General features: G+C 65.2%; 17 protein-coding genes. 11 read left to right on the top strand and 6 right to left on the bottom strand.

Features of this window, described 5'->3' with window-relative positions; translation table 11 throughout:
- The first annotated feature begins 67 nt into the window (after positions 1-67).
- Both KF838_13120 and KF838_13125 read left to right on the top strand, forming a co-directional pair.
- The gene (locus tag KF838_13120; protein QYK47720.1) at positions 68-487 is read left to right on the top strand and encodes a hypothetical protein; all 420 of its coding nucleotides are present in this window, start codon (positions 68-70) and stop codon (positions 485-487) included.
- 65 nt (positions 488-552) lie between these two features.
- Positions 553-1338 carry a Fic family protein gene (locus KF838_13125; GenBank protein ID QYK47721.1) on the top strand — a complete coding sequence of 262 codons (786 nt, stop codon included), beginning with the start codon at positions 553-555 and terminating at the stop codon, positions 1336-1338.
- Positions 1339-1367: 29 nt separating this feature from the next.
- Here the strand turns inward: KF838_13125 and KF838_13130 are convergent, their stop codons facing one another.
- Complete coding sequence (locus KF838_13130) at positions 1368-1853, bottom strand: VOC family protein (protein ID QYK47722.1); 486 nt, start codon at positions 1851-1853, stop codon at positions 1368-1370.
- A 131-nt stretch (positions 1854-1984) separates the two neighbouring features.
- On the opposite strand from KF838_13130, the gene KF838_13135 reads away from it, so the two are divergent.
- Complete coding sequence (locus KF838_13135; GenBank protein QYK47723.1) at positions 1985-2314, top strand: helix-turn-helix transcriptional regulator; 330 nt, start codon at positions 1985-1987, stop codon at positions 2312-2314.
- A complete protein-coding gene (locus KF838_13140; GenBank protein ID QYK47724.1) occupies positions 2314-3228 on the top strand; it encodes a hypothetical protein in 915 nt (304 codons plus the stop codon). Before KF838_13135 ends, KF838_13140 begins: the two co-directional genes overlap by 1 nt.
- A 14-nt stretch (positions 3229-3242) precedes the next feature.
- Here the strand turns inward: KF838_13140 and KF838_13145 are convergent, their stop codons facing one another.
- A complete protein-coding gene (locus KF838_13145; GenBank protein ID QYK47725.1) occupies positions 3243-4430 on the bottom strand; it encodes a redoxin domain-containing protein in 1188 nt (395 codons plus the stop codon).
- A gap of 252 nt (positions 4431-4682) precedes the next feature.
- Between KF838_13145 and KF838_13150 the strand changes: the two genes are divergently transcribed.
- Positions 4683-5000, top strand: coding sequence for an HPF/RaiA family ribosome-associated protein (locus tag KF838_13150; protein QYK47726.1), 318 nt, complete (start codon positions 4683-4685; stop codon positions 4998-5000).
- Between the two features lie 116 nt (positions 5001-5116).
- Here the strand turns inward: KF838_13150 and KF838_13155 are convergent, their stop codons facing one another.
- Entirely contained in the window at positions 5117-5401 is a 285-nt protein-coding gene (locus tag KF838_13155) for a hypothetical protein (GenBank protein ID QYK47727.1), read from the bottom strand.
- A 226-nt stretch (positions 5402-5627) separates the two neighbouring features.
- Here KF838_13155 and KF838_13160 point away from each other — a divergent pair, with 226 nt between their 5' ends.
- The gene (locus KF838_13160) at positions 5628-8399 is read left to right on the top strand and encodes a serine/threonine-protein kinase (GenBank protein QYK47728.1); all 2772 of its coding nucleotides are present in this window, start codon (positions 5628-5630) and stop codon (positions 8397-8399) included.
- Positions 8400-8434: 35 nt separating this feature from the next.
- Here KF838_13160 and KF838_13165 read toward each other — a convergent pair whose 3' ends face one another.
- The 3 genes from KF838_13165 to dnaN all read right to left on the bottom strand — a co-directional run bounded on the left by KF838_13165 (position 8435) and on the right by dnaN (position 10693).
- Positions 8435-8803 (bottom strand): FHA domain-containing protein, encoded by a 369-nt coding sequence (locus KF838_13165; GenBank protein ID QYK47729.1) that lies wholly within the window; start codon positions 8801-8803, stop codon positions 8435-8437.
- Positions 8804-9054: 251 nt separating this feature from the next.
- Positions 9055-9366 carry a hypothetical protein gene (locus KF838_13170; GenBank protein ID QYK47730.1) on the bottom strand — a complete coding sequence of 104 codons (312 nt, stop codon included), beginning with the start codon at positions 9364-9366 and terminating at the stop codon, positions 9055-9057.
- Between the two features lie 190 nt (positions 9367-9556).
- Entirely contained in the window at positions 9557-10693 is a 1137-nt protein-coding gene (gene dnaN / locus KF838_13175; GenBank protein QYK47731.1) for a DNA polymerase III subunit beta, read from the bottom strand.
- 284 nt (positions 10694-10977) lie between these two features.
- Here dnaN and KF838_13180 point away from each other — a divergent pair, with 284 nt between their 5' ends.
- The 5 genes from KF838_13180 to KF838_13200 all read left to right on the top strand — a co-directional run bounded on the left by KF838_13180 (position 10978) and on the right by KF838_13200 (position 17516).
- On the top strand, positions 10978-12948 hold the full coding sequence (locus tag KF838_13180) for a transketolase (GenBank protein QYK47732.1): 1971 nt from the start codon (positions 10978-10980) through the stop codon (positions 12946-12948).
- Between the two features lie 30 nt (positions 12949-12978).
- Entirely contained in the window at positions 12979-14151 is a 1173-nt protein-coding gene (locus KF838_13185; protein QYK47733.1) for a glycosyltransferase, read from the top strand.
- 171 nt (positions 14152-14322) lie between these two features.
- Positions 14323-15216, top strand: coding sequence for a sulfotransferase domain-containing protein (locus KF838_13190; protein QYK47734.1), 894 nt, complete (start codon positions 14323-14325; stop codon positions 15214-15216).
- Entirely contained in the window at positions 15213-16094 is an 882-nt protein-coding gene (locus tag KF838_13195; GenBank protein ID QYK47735.1) for a sulfotransferase, read from the top strand. Before KF838_13190 ends, KF838_13195 begins: the two co-directional genes overlap by 4 nt.
- A gap of 6 nt (positions 16095-16100) precedes the next feature.
- Positions 16101-17516, top strand: a complete 1416-nt coding sequence (locus KF838_13200; GenBank protein QYK47736.1) for an oligosaccharide repeat unit polymerase — start codon at positions 16101-16103, stop codon at positions 17514-17516.
- The last annotated feature ends 12 nt before the right edge of the window (positions 17517-17528 follow it).

Here is a 17528-nt window from a genome sequence, read left to right on the forward strand (position 1 = left end):
TTGTGTTCCCCCGGATTTGGTGAGCGAGTGCGGGTGATTGTGTATGTTTGTGACGCATGGAGGCGATGTGGCTGAGATTGTGACGAGCGTTCGCCGGATCGGGCTTGTGGTGGCCGGCGTTGGGTCGATTCTGCTTGGGTTGCTGGTGGCGTGGACGTTTGTGCGTCCGGGCGTGATCGGCGGTGTGGGGACGGGGGCGTTGGCGGCGATCTTCGGGTTGCTGTCGTTGCCGGGGGTTGTGTACTGGTTCTGGACGCTGGATCGGCGGGCGGCGGTGCGTCAGGCGGCGCGTCGGCGGACGTTGGCGGCGGCATCGGATGCGGACGGCGCGGATGTGCCTCGCCGGGTGCTGGTGGGCGTGGCCGGGGCGCGGTGCATCGGTCGCGAGGCGGGCGCAGCGCAGGTGGTGCAGCACGACGGGGCGCGCGGGGATGAGCGTCGCGAGCGGCCTCATCGGGCGGCTCCTCGGACGGTGCATGTGGGGTGAGTGGGCGGGGGGCTTGTTGCTCCGGGTGAGTGCGTCGGCCATCGAGCGGTGCAACGATGATGGGCGTGCCACCTGAAGTTCCAGAGCCGTTGATGGCGTTTGACCAGTGCGCGAGCGTGGTGGGTTCGCTGCTTCATCGACTTGATGCGGCGCGGGATCGATATCGCGTGCTGAACGATGCCGGGCGGGTGCTCGCCAACTCGTTCGAGGCGTTGCGGGTGGAGATGACGTACCACTCGAACGCGATCGAGGGGAGCACGTTGACACTGCGTGAGACGCAGTTGGTTTTAGAGGGGCGGGTGCCCGCGACGGGGAAGTCTTTGCGCGAGGTGTATGAGGCGCGGAACCATGACCGCGCGCTGCGGATGATCGAGTCTCGGGCCGAGGAGCGCGGAGCGGGTGTGGCGTTGACCGAGCGGGACATCCTCGATGTTCATGCGCTTGTGCTCGCGGACATCGAGCCGGCCTCGGCGGGGCGGTATCGCTCCGAGCGTGTGTTGATCAAGGGGACGCGGTTTGTGCCGCCGGGTAGCCACAGGTTCGGCGAGTTGATGCCGGCCATGCTTGGGCTGGTGGAAAGACCCGGCGTGCATCCGGCGATTATCGCGGCAGAGTTGCACTACAACCTGGTCGCGGTCCACCCGTTCGCTGATGGGAACGGACGGACGGCACGGCTGTTGATGAACATGCACATGCTCCAGCACGGGTATCCGCTCGTGATCATCGAGGTCGAGCGGCGCGGGGAGTATCTCGTGGCTCTTGAAGAGGCGAACGAGGGGCGATGCGAGCGGTTCGCGGCGTTCGTGATCGAGAGCGCGGAGCGCTCGATTGAGCGGTTGATCGGGGAGTGAGGGGGGCGCCGGCGAGCGGCGGCTTGCAGCTATCCCTTGCGTGCGGCTTCGATTTTGGCGATGTCGATCTTGCCCATGGTCATCATGGCTTCGAAGGCGCGCTTGGCGACGGCGGGGTCGGGGTCGGCGATGGCTTTGGTGAGGGCAATGGGGGTGATCTGCCAGGAGAGGCCCCATTTGTCTTTGCACCAGCTGCACGCGGACTCGGAGCCGCCGTTGTTGACGATGGCGTTCCAGTAGCGATCGGTCTCTTCCTGGGTTTCGGTGGCGATCTGGAAGGAGAAGGCCTCGGAGTGCTTGAAGGCGGGGCCGCCGTTGAGGCCGAGGCAGGGGATGCCGAGGACGGTGAAGTTGACGGTGAGGACATCGCCCGCTTTGCCGGAGGGGTAGTCGGCGGGTGCGCGGTGGATGGCGGTGATGGCAGAGTCGGGGAAGGTGCTGGCGTAGAAGCGTGCGGCTTCTTCGGCGTCGTTGTTGAACCAGAGGCAGATGGTGTTCTTTGGGGAGGTTTGCATCGCCGATCATATGACGTATTCGGCATACGAAACCAGGGCTCGGGCGAGAGAACCGACTATTGCCACATACTGTGCTTGACACAGTAATACCTTCGCCTATATACTGTTTCATACACAGTAATAGGTGGCATATGGGTGAACGGGACAACACAGGGTTGGCGGAGCTGAGGCGGGGGGTGTTGGTGCTCGCGGTGCTCTCGCGTCTGCGGACGCCGCAGTACGGGTACTCGCTGCGGCAGGCGCTCGCCGAGGGGGGCATGCCGATCGAGGAGGGGACGCTGTACCCGCTGCTTCGGCGGCTGGAGTCGCAGGGTCTGCTCGCGAGCGAGTGGAACACGGAACAGTCGCCGCGGCGTTACTACCGGCTGAACGCGGAGGGGGAGCGGATGCTCGCCGCGTTGACCGAGGCGTGGCGGGATCAGGTGCGCGTGATGAGTGGTCTTCTGGATGGGAGGGTGTGATGAATACGCATGAGTTGGTCGAGTCGTATGTTCGCGATGTGGCCAGGTACCTGCCTCGCGCGAAGCGGAACGATGTGGCGTTCGAGCTGCGCGCGCTCCTGGGCGATGAGGTGGCGGCGAAGGCGCAGGGGATGGGGCGTGCGCCCGATCGAGCGATGGTGATGGAGTTGCTGCGTGGGTTCGGCAGCCCGCCGGAGGTTGCGGCGCGGTATCACCAGCGCGGGGCACTGATCGATTCGGCGGACACACACCACTTTCTGATCTGGGCGCTGTCGGGCGCGGTGATGCTCTCGCTGCTGTCGGCGTTGAGCCCGAGCGCGGATCGGGACAACGGCGATGCGTTCTTGAAGTGGGTGGGCGCGCTGGCGATTGTGTTTGCGGTGCGCGGGTGGTGGAGGCGGCGTTCGCCGAAGGCGATGGTGTGGAAACCGAAGCGCGGGCAGGATTGGATGCCGCGTGGGCTGGCGCTGCTTTCGCTGGTGGCAACGGCGGTCTTTCCGTTCTTTGTGTACACGGCTCCACAGATGTTCGTGGAGACGATGTTCTTCGGGCGGGTTGTGAGTGATGGTGTGGTGCTGACGGAGTCGTTTGCGCAGAGCGGCGAGCGCATCGCAGGGATCGTCATGCTCGGGATGTTGGTGGTGATGTACGGCGCGGTGCTCGTGCAAGGGCGGTACGCATCATGGTCGAACTGGACGTTCGCGGTGTTGCACGGCGCGCTGGGGGTGTTGATGGGCGCGCATGGCGGGGCGGCGCGGGCGGGGGAGGTGTTCACGACAGCCAAGGCGAATGAGGTGGCGGCGCCGATCTTCGGCGTGCTGGGGACGTTTCTCCTGATGTGCGCGTTCTATGGGGTGTATCAGGAGTGGGCACGGATCAAGCCCGCGCCGGAGGTGGAGGGGAAGAGGGCGTGAGGCGTGCGGCGCGCTTACTTCGTGTTTCGCAGGGCGTCGATGATCGCTTGCGGCTCGGCGCGTTCGCGGTAGTCCGCGCTGAGGAAGGCGTAGGCGATGGTGCCATCGGGAGAGATGACGTATGTCGCGGCGAGCGGGAGTTCCCACGAATCGTCGCCGTTGATCGATGGGAGATCGATCATGCCCTTGAAGGCGTCCGCGACGGCGTCGGGGACTTTGTATGAAAGCCCGTAGGCGCGGGCGACGGTGCTGCCGGTGTCGCTGAGGACGGTGAATTCCAGAGCGTTCTTCTCGCGGGTTGTGAGCGAGTTGTCGGGGAGTTCGGGCGAGATGGCGACCAGGCGGGCTCCGAGCGACGTGATGTCGGGGAGAGCATCCTGGTATGCGCGGAGTTGGATGTTGCAGTAGGGGCACCAGCCGCCCCGGTACCACGTCAGGACAACGGGCCCTTGTTTGAGCAGATCGGAGAGGCGGACGGGATTGCCGGCGTGGTCGCTGAGTGTGAAGTCTGGGGCGCGGGCTCCGGCGTTGAGCGCGGACTGTGTGATGCCGCTCGTCGCGACGCTTGAGATGCCGTCTTCGAAGGTGGTCTTCATCTGTTCGGGCGCCTGGGCGTCGAAGCGGCGCTTTGTGTCTTCGAGGCGGCTTTGGAGCGTGGGCGCGGCGTTCGCATCGAAGGGCGCCTCGCCCGAGAGTCGCATCCACGCGGCGTCGGCGCGGGCGATGTTGGGCGCGAGGTTCTTCTGGAACTTGGCGCGCGTGTCGTTGAGGATGTCTTTGTAGAAGAGAAGGAGGCGGCCATCGACGATGAGGAAGGACTTCGGGTCGATCTCGACCTTTGAGCCGTTCTCGGCCATGGCCCATGAGCACCAGCCGCCGTGAGCGGGGATGAACTTGTCCGGGTTTGACCTGAAGAGATCGAGGTTCTTGCGCGAGGCGAATCGGTATGTGACGCCTCGATCGATGTGTTCGAGTTTGGGATCGCCCTTGGCGGGTTTGGAGCCGCCTTCGGGGAAGTAGGAGACGGGGTCGTAGCCCGCGATTGCGAGGCGCGCCTTGTTGATGTTGTATTGGTCAACGGCGCGTTGGTGGGTCGGGGTGGTTGGTTGTGCGGCGTGTGCGGCGTTGGGCTGGGCGAGCGTGGTTGCGAGAAGCGCGAGGACAAAGCTCGCGCGGATGGCGCGGCGGCACTGGGCGTTCATTCGTGGCTCCTTGTGCCGCACGGCGGATGTGGCGGCGGTGCTTGGATGCCGCGTGGAGTGTGGAGGTGACAGCAGAGTTGAGTGGTGGTGGGCGAGCGAGATCTGGTTGAGCAGTCGAGACTGCATCGTGAGGCGCGGGGATTTGTATACATAGTTGGAAGGCGTGCCGCGAGAGGTGGGGACGGAGGACTAAGCCGTTCGCGACTTGCATCATCTCATGCGCCCGGCGCACCAGCAGAAGGACCATGCACGATGCTCATCCAGGTCAACACCGACAACCAGACGCAGGGCACCGCCGATCTTCAGCGGAGCGTTGAGGCCGTGATCGAGGATCGGCTGGGCCGCTTCGCCGATCGGATCACGCGGGCGGAGGTTCATCTGACCGACGAGAACGGGACGGGAAAGTCCGGGGGGAACGACAAGCGGTGCCTGATCGAGATTCGCCTGGCCGGGAAGGACCCGATCAGCGCGACCGACTACGGCGCATCGCACGACATCGCGCTGCGCGGAGCGACGGCGAAGATGCAGAGCCAGCTCGAGAAGATCGTGGGCAAGATCGGGCGCGGGTGAGAGAGCGTGGTGTTCACGCTTCGCGAACGGCGGAGGGAGCACGCGTTGTGTGGCGCCGGATCAATGGAACTGGCGGACCTCACGGGTGCGCAGCAGGCGCTGACGGCCTTGCGGCCCTAGGCGAGGGCCTCGTCCATGTTCGCGACATCCAGCACCCAGAAGCCGCCGACGTGCCTGTTGGTGTTGAGGCAGGGGGCGTCGGTGAGAAGGACGTGGCCTTGGGGGTTGGCGTGGAGGGATTTGGCGTTGCGGGGGGGGCGCAAGCCGCCGACGAGGGCGCGGATGCCGGCGGCGACCATCTCTTGACTGAGCGCGTCGATCGCGCGGCGCATCGCGTCATCTTCGGCGAGGGCGGGGTTGTAGTCGTCGGGGCGGTGGATCGCGACGAGGAAGTGGGGCATGGATGTCTCGCGGTGAGTTGACTGGCTGACGGAGAAGGAGTGTCGGGCGGGGTGACGCTCTCGCTGGTTTCGACGTTGAACCCGAGCGCGGAGCGGGACAACGGCGATGAGTTTCTGAAGTGGGTGTGTGTGCTGGCGATCATCTTTGCGGTGCGGGGATGGTGGAGGCGGCGTTCGGCGCCGGTGATGGAGCCCGGTGAAGTCCCGAGTTTGTACAATTGGGTTCATGCACCCCCAAAGCGTCGGTCCGTACCAGATATTGCGTGAGCTCGGCCGCGGCGGCATGGGCGAGGTCTATCTCGCCCGCGACACCCGCCTGGACCGTGACGTCGCCATCAAGGCGTTGCCAGCTCACCTAGCCGGCGATCCGGATCGGCTCGCGAGATTCCAGCGCGAGGCCAAGGCGCTTGCCGCTCTGAATCACCCAGGGGTTGGCGCGATCTATGGGCTTGAGGAGGCCGGTGGTCACCAGTACCTGGTGCTTGAGTACATCGAGGGCGAGACGCTGCTGGACCGGCTGGGGAGCGGGGCGATCCCAGTGGATGAGGCGATGTCGATCGCGCGGCAGATGGCCGATGCGTTGGAGGCGGCGCACGAGAAGGGGATCGTGCACAGGGATCTGAAGCCGGGCAACGTGATGGTCACGTCGGATGGCGTGGTGAAGGTGGTGGACTTCGGTCTGGCGCGGACGGCGGAGGGGCCGATATCGTCGACCAGTCTGCCCGCGGCGGCGGACTCGCCGACGATGCCGGTTCACTCCCCCACTATTCCAGGCGCGATCATGGGGACAGCGGGGTACATGTCGCCTGAACAGGCACGGGGGAAGCCGGTCGACAAGCGTTCGGACATTTTCTCCTTCGGATGCGTGTTCTACGAGATGCTGACGGGGGGCGGGCCGTTTCCGGGTGAGACGGTGACGGATTCGCTGGGCGCGATTCTGCACCGCGATCCGGACTGGGACCAACTCCCGAAGGCGACGCCGCCCCGGGTTCGTGAGCTCCTGCGGAACTGCCTCGTGAAGGATCGCCGGAATCGGCTGCACGACATCGGAGATGCGCGGCTGGAACTGGATCGGGCCATCGCGGGGCACGAGTGGGCGCACGGGGCAACCACGGTTCCGGCGGGCTCGCACCCGATGAGTTGGGGCATTGCGGCAGTCGCAGGTGCGATCCTCATGGGCGCGGGGTGGTTGCTCGCGACGGCGATCAACGCTCCTGAAGCACCGGCTCCGGCTCAGTCGTTCCATGTGTCGACGACGGTTCCCACAGAGCCGCTGTTCAACTACATCGAAGGGATCGCGCCGGATGCTCGATTTGTGGTGTACAAGGCATGGCCTAAGCTCGCCGCCGAGAGCACCACTCCCCGCGGCGTGCTGGTTGTCCGGCGGCTGGATCGCGATGAGACAAGGGTGCTCGACGGCACCGAGGGAGCAATAGGCGCCGCGCTCTCGGCAGACGGGCGCTGGCTTGCCTTCTCCGCCGCGAGGGATGTCGCTCAGACGAAGGTCGTCCTCAAGAAGCTCGCGCTCGATCAGGGACGCGCCGTCGGCGTGCCTGAGACGCTCTGTGACTTGCCGGCGAGCCCGGCAATGAATCTCTGTTGGTCATCGGACCGCGAGATCATCATCGCGACGGCGTGGCAACAGACGATCTTGGCGGTTCCGGCGTCGGGCGGCACGCCGCGTGTTGTAGTTCGCGAGGAACAGTCGAAGGAGATCGACAACTGGGGAACGGTCAGGCCGCTCGTGCCCGGAAAGTCGATTCTCGCGAGCCGCTGGGCATTGGTCGGCCAGACCATCAAGGAGCGCACCGAGATCGTGGACCTTGCGACCGGGACGCGCACGCCTCTCCTCGATGGCGCGGGGGGCGCGCAGCTCGTCGGCGACGGGCTGCTCATCGCGCGACGGAATCAGAACACGATCACCGCTCAGCGGTTCGATCCGAGTTCGCTCGCGCTGAGAGGCGAACCCGTCACGGTGTGGAGCGGCAGGATGAGCGGCGGCAACTTCTTCGTCTCGCCGAACGGCACCCTCGCGTTGACCTCGAACCCGGTCGACTTCTCTGAGCGGCGGCTGGTGTGGCTCGACGAGAGCGGCCAGGTCCAGCCGACGGGCGCTCCCGCGCGGGCGTATGGAGCGATCTCGATCTCGCCCGATGGCGGACGTTTCGGCATCAACCTGATGTCGCAGGATGATTCGGAGATCGAGGCCGACCTCTGGATCTACGACGTCGCGCGACGCACGTTCGGGCGTCTGCCCACGGGGGGAGGTTCGTGGGAGTCGGTTTGGAGCAGGGACGGCCAGCGCGTCGCGTATTCCCTCGTCGCCGCGAGCGAGTTCTCGATCTGGGAGAAGCGTGCGGATGGGTCCGGCGAGGCGACCAAGCTCTACGCGAGCCCCAGCCCCCAGGTCTTCGCCTTTCCGATGAGCTGGTCGCCGGATGGAAAGACGCTCGCCTTCCTGCAGGTTGACCTGGCGGATGCCAACGAAGACGTGATGATGCTCGCGCAGGAGGAGGGCGGCACTACGTGGGAGGCCTCGCCCTACGTCAGCTCGACCGCCAGCGAGCACGCCCTGGGCTTCTCGCCGGATGGCAAGTGGGTGATGTTCTGCTCGACCGAATCGGGGAAGCACGAGCTGTACGTGCAGCGGTTCACGGGGGCCGAGTCCGGCGCGGCGGACGCGCGGAGCGGGTGGGTGCAGGTCTCGACGACCGGGCACGACGGAGTCAGTTGGTGGAGCCCGGACGGGAAGGAGATCCGATTCGTCGATGGCGACAAGCAGGTGATGAGCGTCGAGGTGCAGACCGAGCCGGCATTGTCGGTGTCGGTGCCCAAGATGCTCTACAGCTTCAAGGAGCTCAAGACGTCGGGCTTCACATGGGCACCGGACGGGCGGCTGCTCGTCGTGCAGCAGGGCCCGAACGAGCAGATCACCAAGATCGACTTGGTGCTGAACTTCATGGACGAGGTGCGGGCGAAGATGGGCGAGGGGGAGTGATTCGGGGAAGCGCGGACGGGGGAGCGGCGCGGGCGTCACATGAGCGTGCTGCGCTTCCACTCGTCCTTCTTCTTCGCGGCAGTGGTTGCAGCGGTCGCGGACTCGTGGTCCTCGACGAGATACATGAGTGTTGTGGCGCCGAGCTTGATGGTATCGCCATCGCGCAGCGTGGTTTCCCTGACGATCTGCTTGCCGTTGACGAAGACGCCGTGCGCACTGCGGTAGTCGCCGGCGAGGTGCGTGCCGGACGCCGCGTCGAATCGGATCTGCAGGTGCTTGCGGGAGATCGAGGCGTCGAGGAGCTGGATCGTGCACTCGTCGCTGCGCCCGGCGGAGACGATCTGGTCCTTGATGGAGTAATGGGCTCCGACGGAAGGGCCTTCCAATACCACAAGTGTCGCCATGTCGAACGCCTCCAAGAGATCCGCCGGACCAGCTCAACCGAACACACGCAACCAACACATCGGCGCGCCGCAGTCGGGACACGCGAAGTGTACGGAGTCGGAGGAGGATCGGAGGCCCTGGAAGGAGATGCCAAGGACGGCGCAGTGGGGCGAGCGCCACGACGATCCTGGGGATGATGGTGCCATCGGCAACGATCGTGCGCCCGAAGCGGGCGGGGAGAATGCCGAGAGAGCACTCTGGTAACTGCGGCTCACACATCAGCGAGCGCGTAAGGTGTCCCAGCCAACCTTTCCCGAGCACGGTCGCGCTGTGTCTTTGTGAAATGTCGTTGCCACTCGGGGCGAAGCGCGATGGACTCCACGCTCAGATCGAGTCGTCCTTTCATCAGAAGGGTTCCGAAGCCGTCAGAAGGATCGTTCGCGTCAAGGAGCGTCCGAAAGGCGCCAATCGCTCCGTGCTGTTTGAGCATGACTTGAAAGCGAGTCGGGTTGTAGCCGATCCGCTTGCATTCTTCGATTGCCCGCTCTGTAAACGATCGAAGGCCCGGATCGTCGGTTTCCATAGCAGAGATCATACTGTGGCGATGGAGCAGCCCTGAACAGCGATCGCTGGTGCCCCCTCGTTTCATCCGACCGGACAAGTACACGCCGCGGCGAAGCGGGCGCTTTGAACACCTCCAAAGTAAGGTGCCGAAAGCAACGTCCATCCTCGCGGCAACTGAGGTCTCCGCGTTCAACCGGTAGATAGCCAGCTCAGCTCAACGACACCGGCATCACCACATACACGAAGTCCGTGCCGCTCTTGATGAGGCCGGGCTTGCTGGAGCTTTTGAGTTCCATGATGATCTGGTTCTCGGGGATGACCTTGAGGGCGTCGGTGATGAAGGTGGGGTTGAAGCCGATCTCGATATCGCCGCCGTCGAAGCCGGCGAGGTCGACGCGGATTTCGGCCTCGCCCATCTCGGGCGCGCGGCTGGAGAGTTCGACCTGCTTGTCGGCCTTTTTGAAGGACATGCGCACGCCGCGGGACTCTTCGTTGGTGAGGAGTGCGGCGCGTCGGACGGCGGAGGAGAGGACATCGCGGTCGAAGGTGACCTTGATGTCGTGGTCCTTGGGGATGACGTCTTCGTAGGGTGGGAAGGTGCCTTCGACGAGGTTGCTGGCGAGGACGGCGGTCTCGCCGAGCGCGAAGACGATCTGGTTGTCGGTGAGTGAGATGCGGACCTGCTCGTCGGGGTTTCCGAGGAGGCGGGTGAGCATGTTGAGGGCCTTGGTGGGGACGATGCAGGAGAGGGGCTGGGCGTCTTTGTCGGCGGCGACGTGCGTGCGTGTGAGGGCGAGGCGGCGGCCGTCGGTGGCGACCATCTCCATGCGCTTGCCGTCGCGCTTCAGGAGGACGCCGTTGATGGCGTAGCGGGTGTTCTCGCGGGCGGTGGCGAAGACGGTGCGGGCGATCAGGCCGCCGAGCGTGGCGGCGTCCTGCGTGAAGCCGGTCTTGCCGGTTGTGGCTTCGAGGCCCGGGATTGCGGGGAAGTCGGCGGGTGGGTATCCGAGGACCTTGAAGTGGGCATCGTCGCCTTTGATGTGGCAGGCATCGCCATCGGACTCAAGGGAGAGAGTGGGGGCGGCGTCTTCGGCGGAGACGATCTGGCGGAGTTTGTCTGCGGGGATGAGTACCTCGCCGGGCTGTGTGACATCGACCTGCGAGATGCGGAGGCGGATGGAGATCTCTGCGTCGGTGGCGGAGAGGGTGAGCGAGCCGGCCTTGCCCGACTTTTCTGCGGTGAGTTTCACGCAGGTGAGTTGGGGGCGGGGGGAGCGAGAGGCGACAACGCCGGAGACGACGTTGACGGCGTTCAGAAGCGCAGAGCGATCGCAGATGACCTTCATGGGCCACTCCGTAGGTGCAAGGGGGCGCGAGGATGTGTTCCACGGCTCCCCCGGCGGTCGGGAAGTGTACACCGGCGGGGGTGGGAGGTGTTGTGGGGAAGGTTCTTGCGCCACGATCTGTGGTGGTGGCGTGTTTTCCTGTGGGTGGATTGGGGATTTCGGGGTGGTTTCGGGGTGTCGGTCCGAACCCGGACCTATGGTATTGGTTACGTTGTTGGGGGTGCGGGAGCCCGATCTCGGGCCACCGTTGTCCTTTGTCGCCGACTCGGCAGGGAGCTGGACGGATGTCATTTGAAGCCGCGGTACACGCACAGGCCATTGAACTCGGGAAGATCTCGCTGGAGATGACAGCGGCTGCGGGGAGCGGGCATCCGACGACGGCGTTGTCGTTGGCGCACATCACGACTGTGTTGATGTTCCACACGATGCGGTGGAGCCCTGAGTACCCCGACTATCCGACGAGCGACCGGCTGGTGCTGAGCGAGGGGCACGCGGTGCCGATCGTGTATGCCGCGGCTTGTGAGCTGGGCGTGATGGTGGGGAAGGACCCCGAGAACCGGCGAGCGTTGACGCGTGAGGATGCGAAGACGCTGCGTGCGTGGAACTCGGAGCTGGATGGGCACCCGAACCCGATGGAGGGTTTCCCGTTCTTCGACGCGGCGACGGGGTCGCTGGGTCAGGGGTTGTCGGTCGCGGCGGGCGTGGGCGAGGCGGCGCGTCTAGACAAGATCGGGCGTCACGTCTACTGCATCATCGGCGACGGTGAGGCGCGTGAGGGGCAGATCACAGAGGCCCTGGATTACATCATCGATCGGAAGCTGAACAATGTGCTTCCGATCTTCAACTGCAACGGCTATGGCCAGGCGGACCGGGTCTCGCAGCAGCAGTCGGCGGATCGGCTGGCGGCGAAGCTCGAGGCGTCCGGGTATGTGGTGAAGGTGATCGACGGGCACAGCCCGAGCCAGATCAAGGGTGCGTTCGACGCGTTCGTGGCGAATGCGGCGGACCCATCTGCGGCTCCGATGGCGATCGTGGCGAAGACGGTGAAGGGGTGGGGTTCTCAGACGGTGCAGGGCGGCGGCTGGCACGGGAAGCCGGCGACGGGCGACGCGCTGCGTCGGGCGCTTGCGGACCTGGACGAGCGGCGCGTGGAGCTGACGAGCACGCTGGTGGCGACGGATGCGTTTGAGATCCAGCCGCCGGAAGAGGCGCCGGACACGGATCCGAAGCAGGGCGACCTGCCTCCGATGGGCGAGGCGATGAAGTCGATGGACATGGAGTCGCTTCTGCACACGGGGAAGCTGGCGACGCGTCGGGCGTACGGGATCGCGTTGCGTGCGCTCGGGAACGTGAACGACCGGGTCGTGGTGCTGGACTGCGACGTGTCGAACTCGACGTTCGCGGAGGCGTTCGGGAAGGTGAACGCGCTGGCCGAGCGGTTCATGGAGTGCAAGATCGGCGAGCAGAACATGTTCAGCGTTGCGGCGGGCCTGTCGGCGGCGGGGAAGATCCCGTTCTGTTCGACGTTCGCGAAGTTTGTGACGCGCGGGTATGACCAGATCGAGATGGCGATCAACTCGGGCGCGAACATCAAGATTGTCGGATCGCACGCGGGGATCACGCTTGCTTCGGACGGGCCGAGCCAGATGGCGCTGCCGGACGTGGCGTGGTTCCGTTCGTTCAGCACGATGCGCGATCATCGCGGGAACCCGGGGTGTTACGTGCTCCAGCCGGCGGACGCGTTCGCGGCGTACGCGCTGACGGGCGTGATGGCCGAGTACGAGGGCGCGTGCTACATGCGGACGCTGCGAGCGGACACGGAGTTCCTGTACTCGGACAAGCAGGTGTTCAACCTGGGCGGGTTCGAGGTGCTTCAGGAGGGGCGCGACGTGGTGCTGTGTGCCTCCGGGTACATGGTTCACGAGGCGAACAAGGCGATCGAGCTGCTGGACAAGGCGGGGATCTCGGCGACGCTGGTCGATCTGTACTCGCTGCCGTTCGACTCTGACAAGCTGCTGGACATCGTGAACGAGAACGGCGGGTACGTGATTTCGCTGGAGGACAACTACGGGGGCGGGATCGGCTCTGCGATCGCGGACATCCTGGCGGAGTCCGGGGACGGGTTCACGCTGCACCAGATGTATGTGAAGCGGATCCCGAAGAGCGCGAAGACGCCGGACGAGATGCTCCAGATGTGCGGGCTGACCGCGCAGGACATCCTGAAGGCGACGCTGAAGCTGCTGCAGGTGGCCTGAGAGACGCCGGAACTCGGCACGGATTCGCCGATGCGCATTGTTCATTGCATGAGGCACATGCTGCTGGAGCACGGCGGCGTGGTGCGCGCGGTGCTGGATATCTGCGCGGTGCTCGCGAGCGCCGGGCACGATGTCGAGCTGTGGTGCATCGATGACAAGGACGTGCCGGAGCCGTGGAAGCGGGGCGAGCCGGGGTGTCCGAGGGTGAGGCGGCTTCCCAGGCCGGGGCTGCCGGGCGCGATGTTCACGGCGGCGCAGCTGCGAGAGATCGGCGGGATGATGTCGGGCGCGGACGTGGTGCATATGCACTCGGTGTGGCACATCTCGAACATGCAGATCGCGTCGCGGTGCCGCGCGAGCGGCGTGCCGTATGTGGTGAGCATCCACGGGATGCTTGATGACTGGTCGATGGCGCAGCGCCGCGCGAAGAAGAAGCTGTTTCTCGGGCTGGGCGGGCGGGTGATGATGGAGCGTGCGTCGTTTGTTCACTGCACGGCGCAGGCGGAGTTTGACCAGAGCGTGAAGTGGTATCCGCGCGGGAGGGGCCGGGTGATCCCGCTGGTGTTCGATGTCTCGCCGTTCCGTGTGATGCCGGGGCGCGGGCCTGCGGAGCGGAAGTTCGCGGCGTTGACGCGCGGGCGTCCGAACGTGCTGTTTCTGAGCCGCCTTCATTACAAGAAGGGTGTTGAGCACCTGATCCGTGCGGCGGAGATCCTGCGCGGGCGCGGGGTTGCGATCTCCGTATTGGTTGCGGGGAGCGGGGACCGCGAGTACGAGCAGCGTCTGCGGTCGCTGGTGACTGAGCTGGACCTGTCGGAGACGGTTGAGTTTCTGGGGATGGTCTCGGGCGTGGAGAAGATCTCGCTGTACGAGGCGTCGGATGTGGTGGCGTTGCCGACGAGCCAGGAGAACTTCGGGTTTGTGGTGTTCGAGGCGCTGGCGTCGGGGCGGCCGCTGATCACGACGTCGGGCGTGGACACGTGGCCGGAGATCGAGGCGTCCGGGGGCGGTTTGATCGTGGCCCAGGAGGCGGGGGCGATCGCGGGGGCGATCGAGGGTTTGCTTTCGGATCCGGAGCGACGCGCAAAGATGGGCGCTTCGGGGCGCGAGTGGGTGCTGCGCGAACTCGATCCGGCACGGGTCGTAGAGCGTTTCGTGGCGATGTACGCCGAGGCGGCGGGTTCGGCAACGGCTCGTTCGTGATCCGTATGTATCCTGAAGCGATTTCGGACGTTCGTCTGGTCCGCGTCGTGGTTTCGGCCGATCTGTGAAGTGTTTGTGCCCATGCCGAGGGTGTGGGTGTGTCCGTCTAGAGTCTTGGTTCCGCTCCGATGGGGGCGGGCCCGGTTCGTACACGACTTGCGGAGAGCGCGTTTGGGGAGCCAGAACGGAGAAGCCAGGCACACGAGGGCCCAGCTTGTGCTGCGCGCGGCGTCGCATCGCGCGACGTGGTGGATCGGTCGGACGTTCAAGCGTTCGGTGCCGCTGGTGTTCGTTGTCGGGTATCCGAAGAGCGGGACGACGTGGATGTGCCAGTTGCTGGCCGAGTGTCTGCAGCTTCCCTTTCCGAGGTTCTCGCTGCTGCCGATCGGGTGTCCTGCGGTGGTGCACGGGCACGACACGGTGGGGGCGCGTGATCCGCGCGGTGTGTACTCGATCCGTGATGGGCGTGATGCGCTGGTGAGTTTCTACTTTCACATGGCGCGGCGCCTGCCGGAGGGTGATCGGCCCCAGTTGTCGAAGGCCCAGCGGGCGATCTTTCCGGGTCTTGTGAACAAGGACGACGTGGCGACGAACTTTCCGAGGTTTCTGGAGCGGCAGATGTCGCATCCGACTTCGTGCCGCGTGAACTGGGGTCGGCACGTGGAGTCGTATCTGAGCGCGCGTCGTTCGGACTGGGCGATGCTGCGATACGAGGATCTTCTCTCGAACGGGCATGTTGTGCTGGCGGACGCGGTGTCGAAGATCACGGGCGAGCCGGCGGACGATGAGCGCGTGGCGAGAGCGCTGGACACGTACAGCTTTGCGAGGCAGTCGGGGCGGAAGGCGGGCCAGGAGAACAAGAAGAGTTTCCTGCGGAAGGGCCAGGCGGGGGACTGGCGGAACTATTTCACGCGTGAGGTGGCGGAGATCTTCGATCGATCGTGCGGGAGCGCGCTGGTCGGCGCGGGGTACGAGCCGGACCGCGCGTGGGTAAGCGGTTGTCCGGCGAGTTTCGAGGAGATCCGGGCGATGGCGGGCGCTGGCGCTACGGGGGGCGGGGCATGAAGCTGCCGCGCTTTCTGATCATCGGCGCGATGAAGGCCGGTACGACGACGCTGTATCGCGATCTCCTGGCGAACCCGGCGGTGTACATGCCCCAGGAGAAGGAGCCGAACAATCTGTGTTCGGACGAGGTGCTGACGGAGCGCGGGCTGCGCGAGTATTCGTCCTTGTTCGCGGCGATGAGGGCGGAGCAGGTCGGGGGCGAGGCGTCGACGAACTACACGAAGATCCCGATGTTCACGGGGGTTCCGGAGCGGGCGCGGCGTGTGCTGGGTGAGGACGTGCGACTGATCTATGTGCTTCGCGAGCCGATCTCGCGCGCGATCAGCCATCACGCGCACGCGTTGACGACGGGGTATACCACGGAGCGGGACTTCAACGTCGACGTGAGGCGTCTGGAGCAGTATCTGGATTTCAGCCGCTATGCGATGCAGGCATCGGCGTGGCTGGACGTGTTCGGCCCTGAGCGGGTGATGCTGGTTCGGTTTGAATCGTTCGTGGGGGACAGGCGGGGGACGGTGGAGCGTGTGAGCAGGTTCATCGGGGTGGAGCCGCGTGCGGATCTTGTCGACGAGAGCGCGGTGCACAACAAGACATCGGAGCGTGTGCGGAATGTCGGTCCGCTGCGCGTGGTGACGGCTTCGCGTCCTTACAAGCGGTTCATTCGTCCGCTTCTCTCGCCGGAGGTGCGGACGAGGTTGCGTCGGATGGTGCTTCCGAAAGCGGAGATTCATCCGATCGGGCCGACGCCGGAGACGATCGAGTGGATGATTGAGCGTCTTGAGCCGGACGCGACGCGCCTGGCGTCGTTGATGGGACAGGCCGGGCCGGTGTGGGACGTGGAGAAGGTCCGCAGCAAGTATGCGTCACAGAAGGTGTAGGGCCCTATGACAGTCGCAGTCGCCACCTATCTGCTGTTTCTCTCGCTCCTCCTGGGGCTGCTGATGATGCGCGACCACATCAAGGGCCGCGTGGAGTTGCTCTCGATCCGGAACTTCGGCCTGGCGGGGTTCATCATCTTTCAGTTGACATCGGCGTCGCTGGCGTTGTACCGGGAGTATCAGCCGCTCTATCCGCTGACGGACACGGCGGGTACGGCGGTGAAGTACGCGGCGTTCTGCACGGTGTTTCTGATCGTGGCACTGGTGGTGTATCGCCTGGGTCCGGGCGTGTCGAAGCTTGTGCGTCTGGTGCCGACATCTCGTGCGGTTCCGAACGAGCCGTTCATGTGGCTCGTGGCGGCGATTCTCGCGTTCATGGCGCTTGCGCTGCGGACGATGGTCCGTGTGCCGCTGGTCGCGGTGCTGGCGGACTATGTGGGAACGGCGTTCGCGGCGATCGCGTGCGGCCTGGCGGGGTGGATCTGGGCGAAGCGTTTCCTGAATCCTGCGGCGGCGACGTATGCCATGCTGATCTTTCTGGCGTGCTCGGCGTCGGTGATCCTCGGGTCGTTCGGCCGGCGCGGGCTTGTGGCGGTGGGCGCGGGGATGTTGTGGGGGATGTATTACTCGCGCTGGCGCTTCAACGACCCGAAGCGGATGCTGGTCCAGTTGTCGCTGGTGGCGGCGGTTCCGATCGTTGCGCTCGCGTTGTTCACGTCGGTGCGTTCGTCGCGTGAGCACGATCGCGGGGTGGGCGAGCACGTGAGCGCGATCACATCGGGCGGGAGTCTCAAGGCGGGGCTCGAGATGCTTCTGGATGGGCAGGGGACGGGCTCGGTGAGCATGTGGCTCTCAGAGCAGTATCCGGATAACTATGCGTATCGGTGGTTCCACACGCCGAAGTACTTTGTGGTGTTCCCGGTGCCCAGGGCGCTGTGGAGGGGAAAGCCGGACGCGTTGAGCGAGCGGATCGCGACGATGGCGAATCGCTCGGGCGTGGATCGGAGTCGGCTGAAGGTCGGGCCGGGGATCATCGGGCATGCCGCGGCGGAGGGGGGCTGGATCGCGGTTGTGTTCTACGGGATTCTTGCGGGGCTTGTGCTGAGGTTCTTTGACGAGATCGTGAGGCAGAGCCCTTACTCGCCGTTTGTGGTGCTGCCGGTGGGCGCGGCTCTCGGCCAGATCATCGGCTTGTCGCGTGGCGAGACGGCTCCGTTCTTGTTCAATTATGTGTTCGGCGTGTTCGGATCGTACTTCACGCTGATCATGGTCGCGAAGTTTGTGGAGCGGATCGGCCTGGCGCGTCCGGGTGACGGGTCGGAGCAGGCATACGCGGACTCGGACGAGTATGAGCAGTGGGAGGGGTACGGCGACGAGACGCAGGACTCTTCCGGGTATGGAGATGAGCGTCAGGCGGGTTGATCGGCTTGTTGC

It is taken from the genome of Phycisphaeraceae bacterium, from assembly GCA_019454185.1.
Classification (GTDB): domain Bacteria; phylum Planctomycetota; class Phycisphaerae; order Phycisphaerales; family UBA1924; genus JAHBWV01.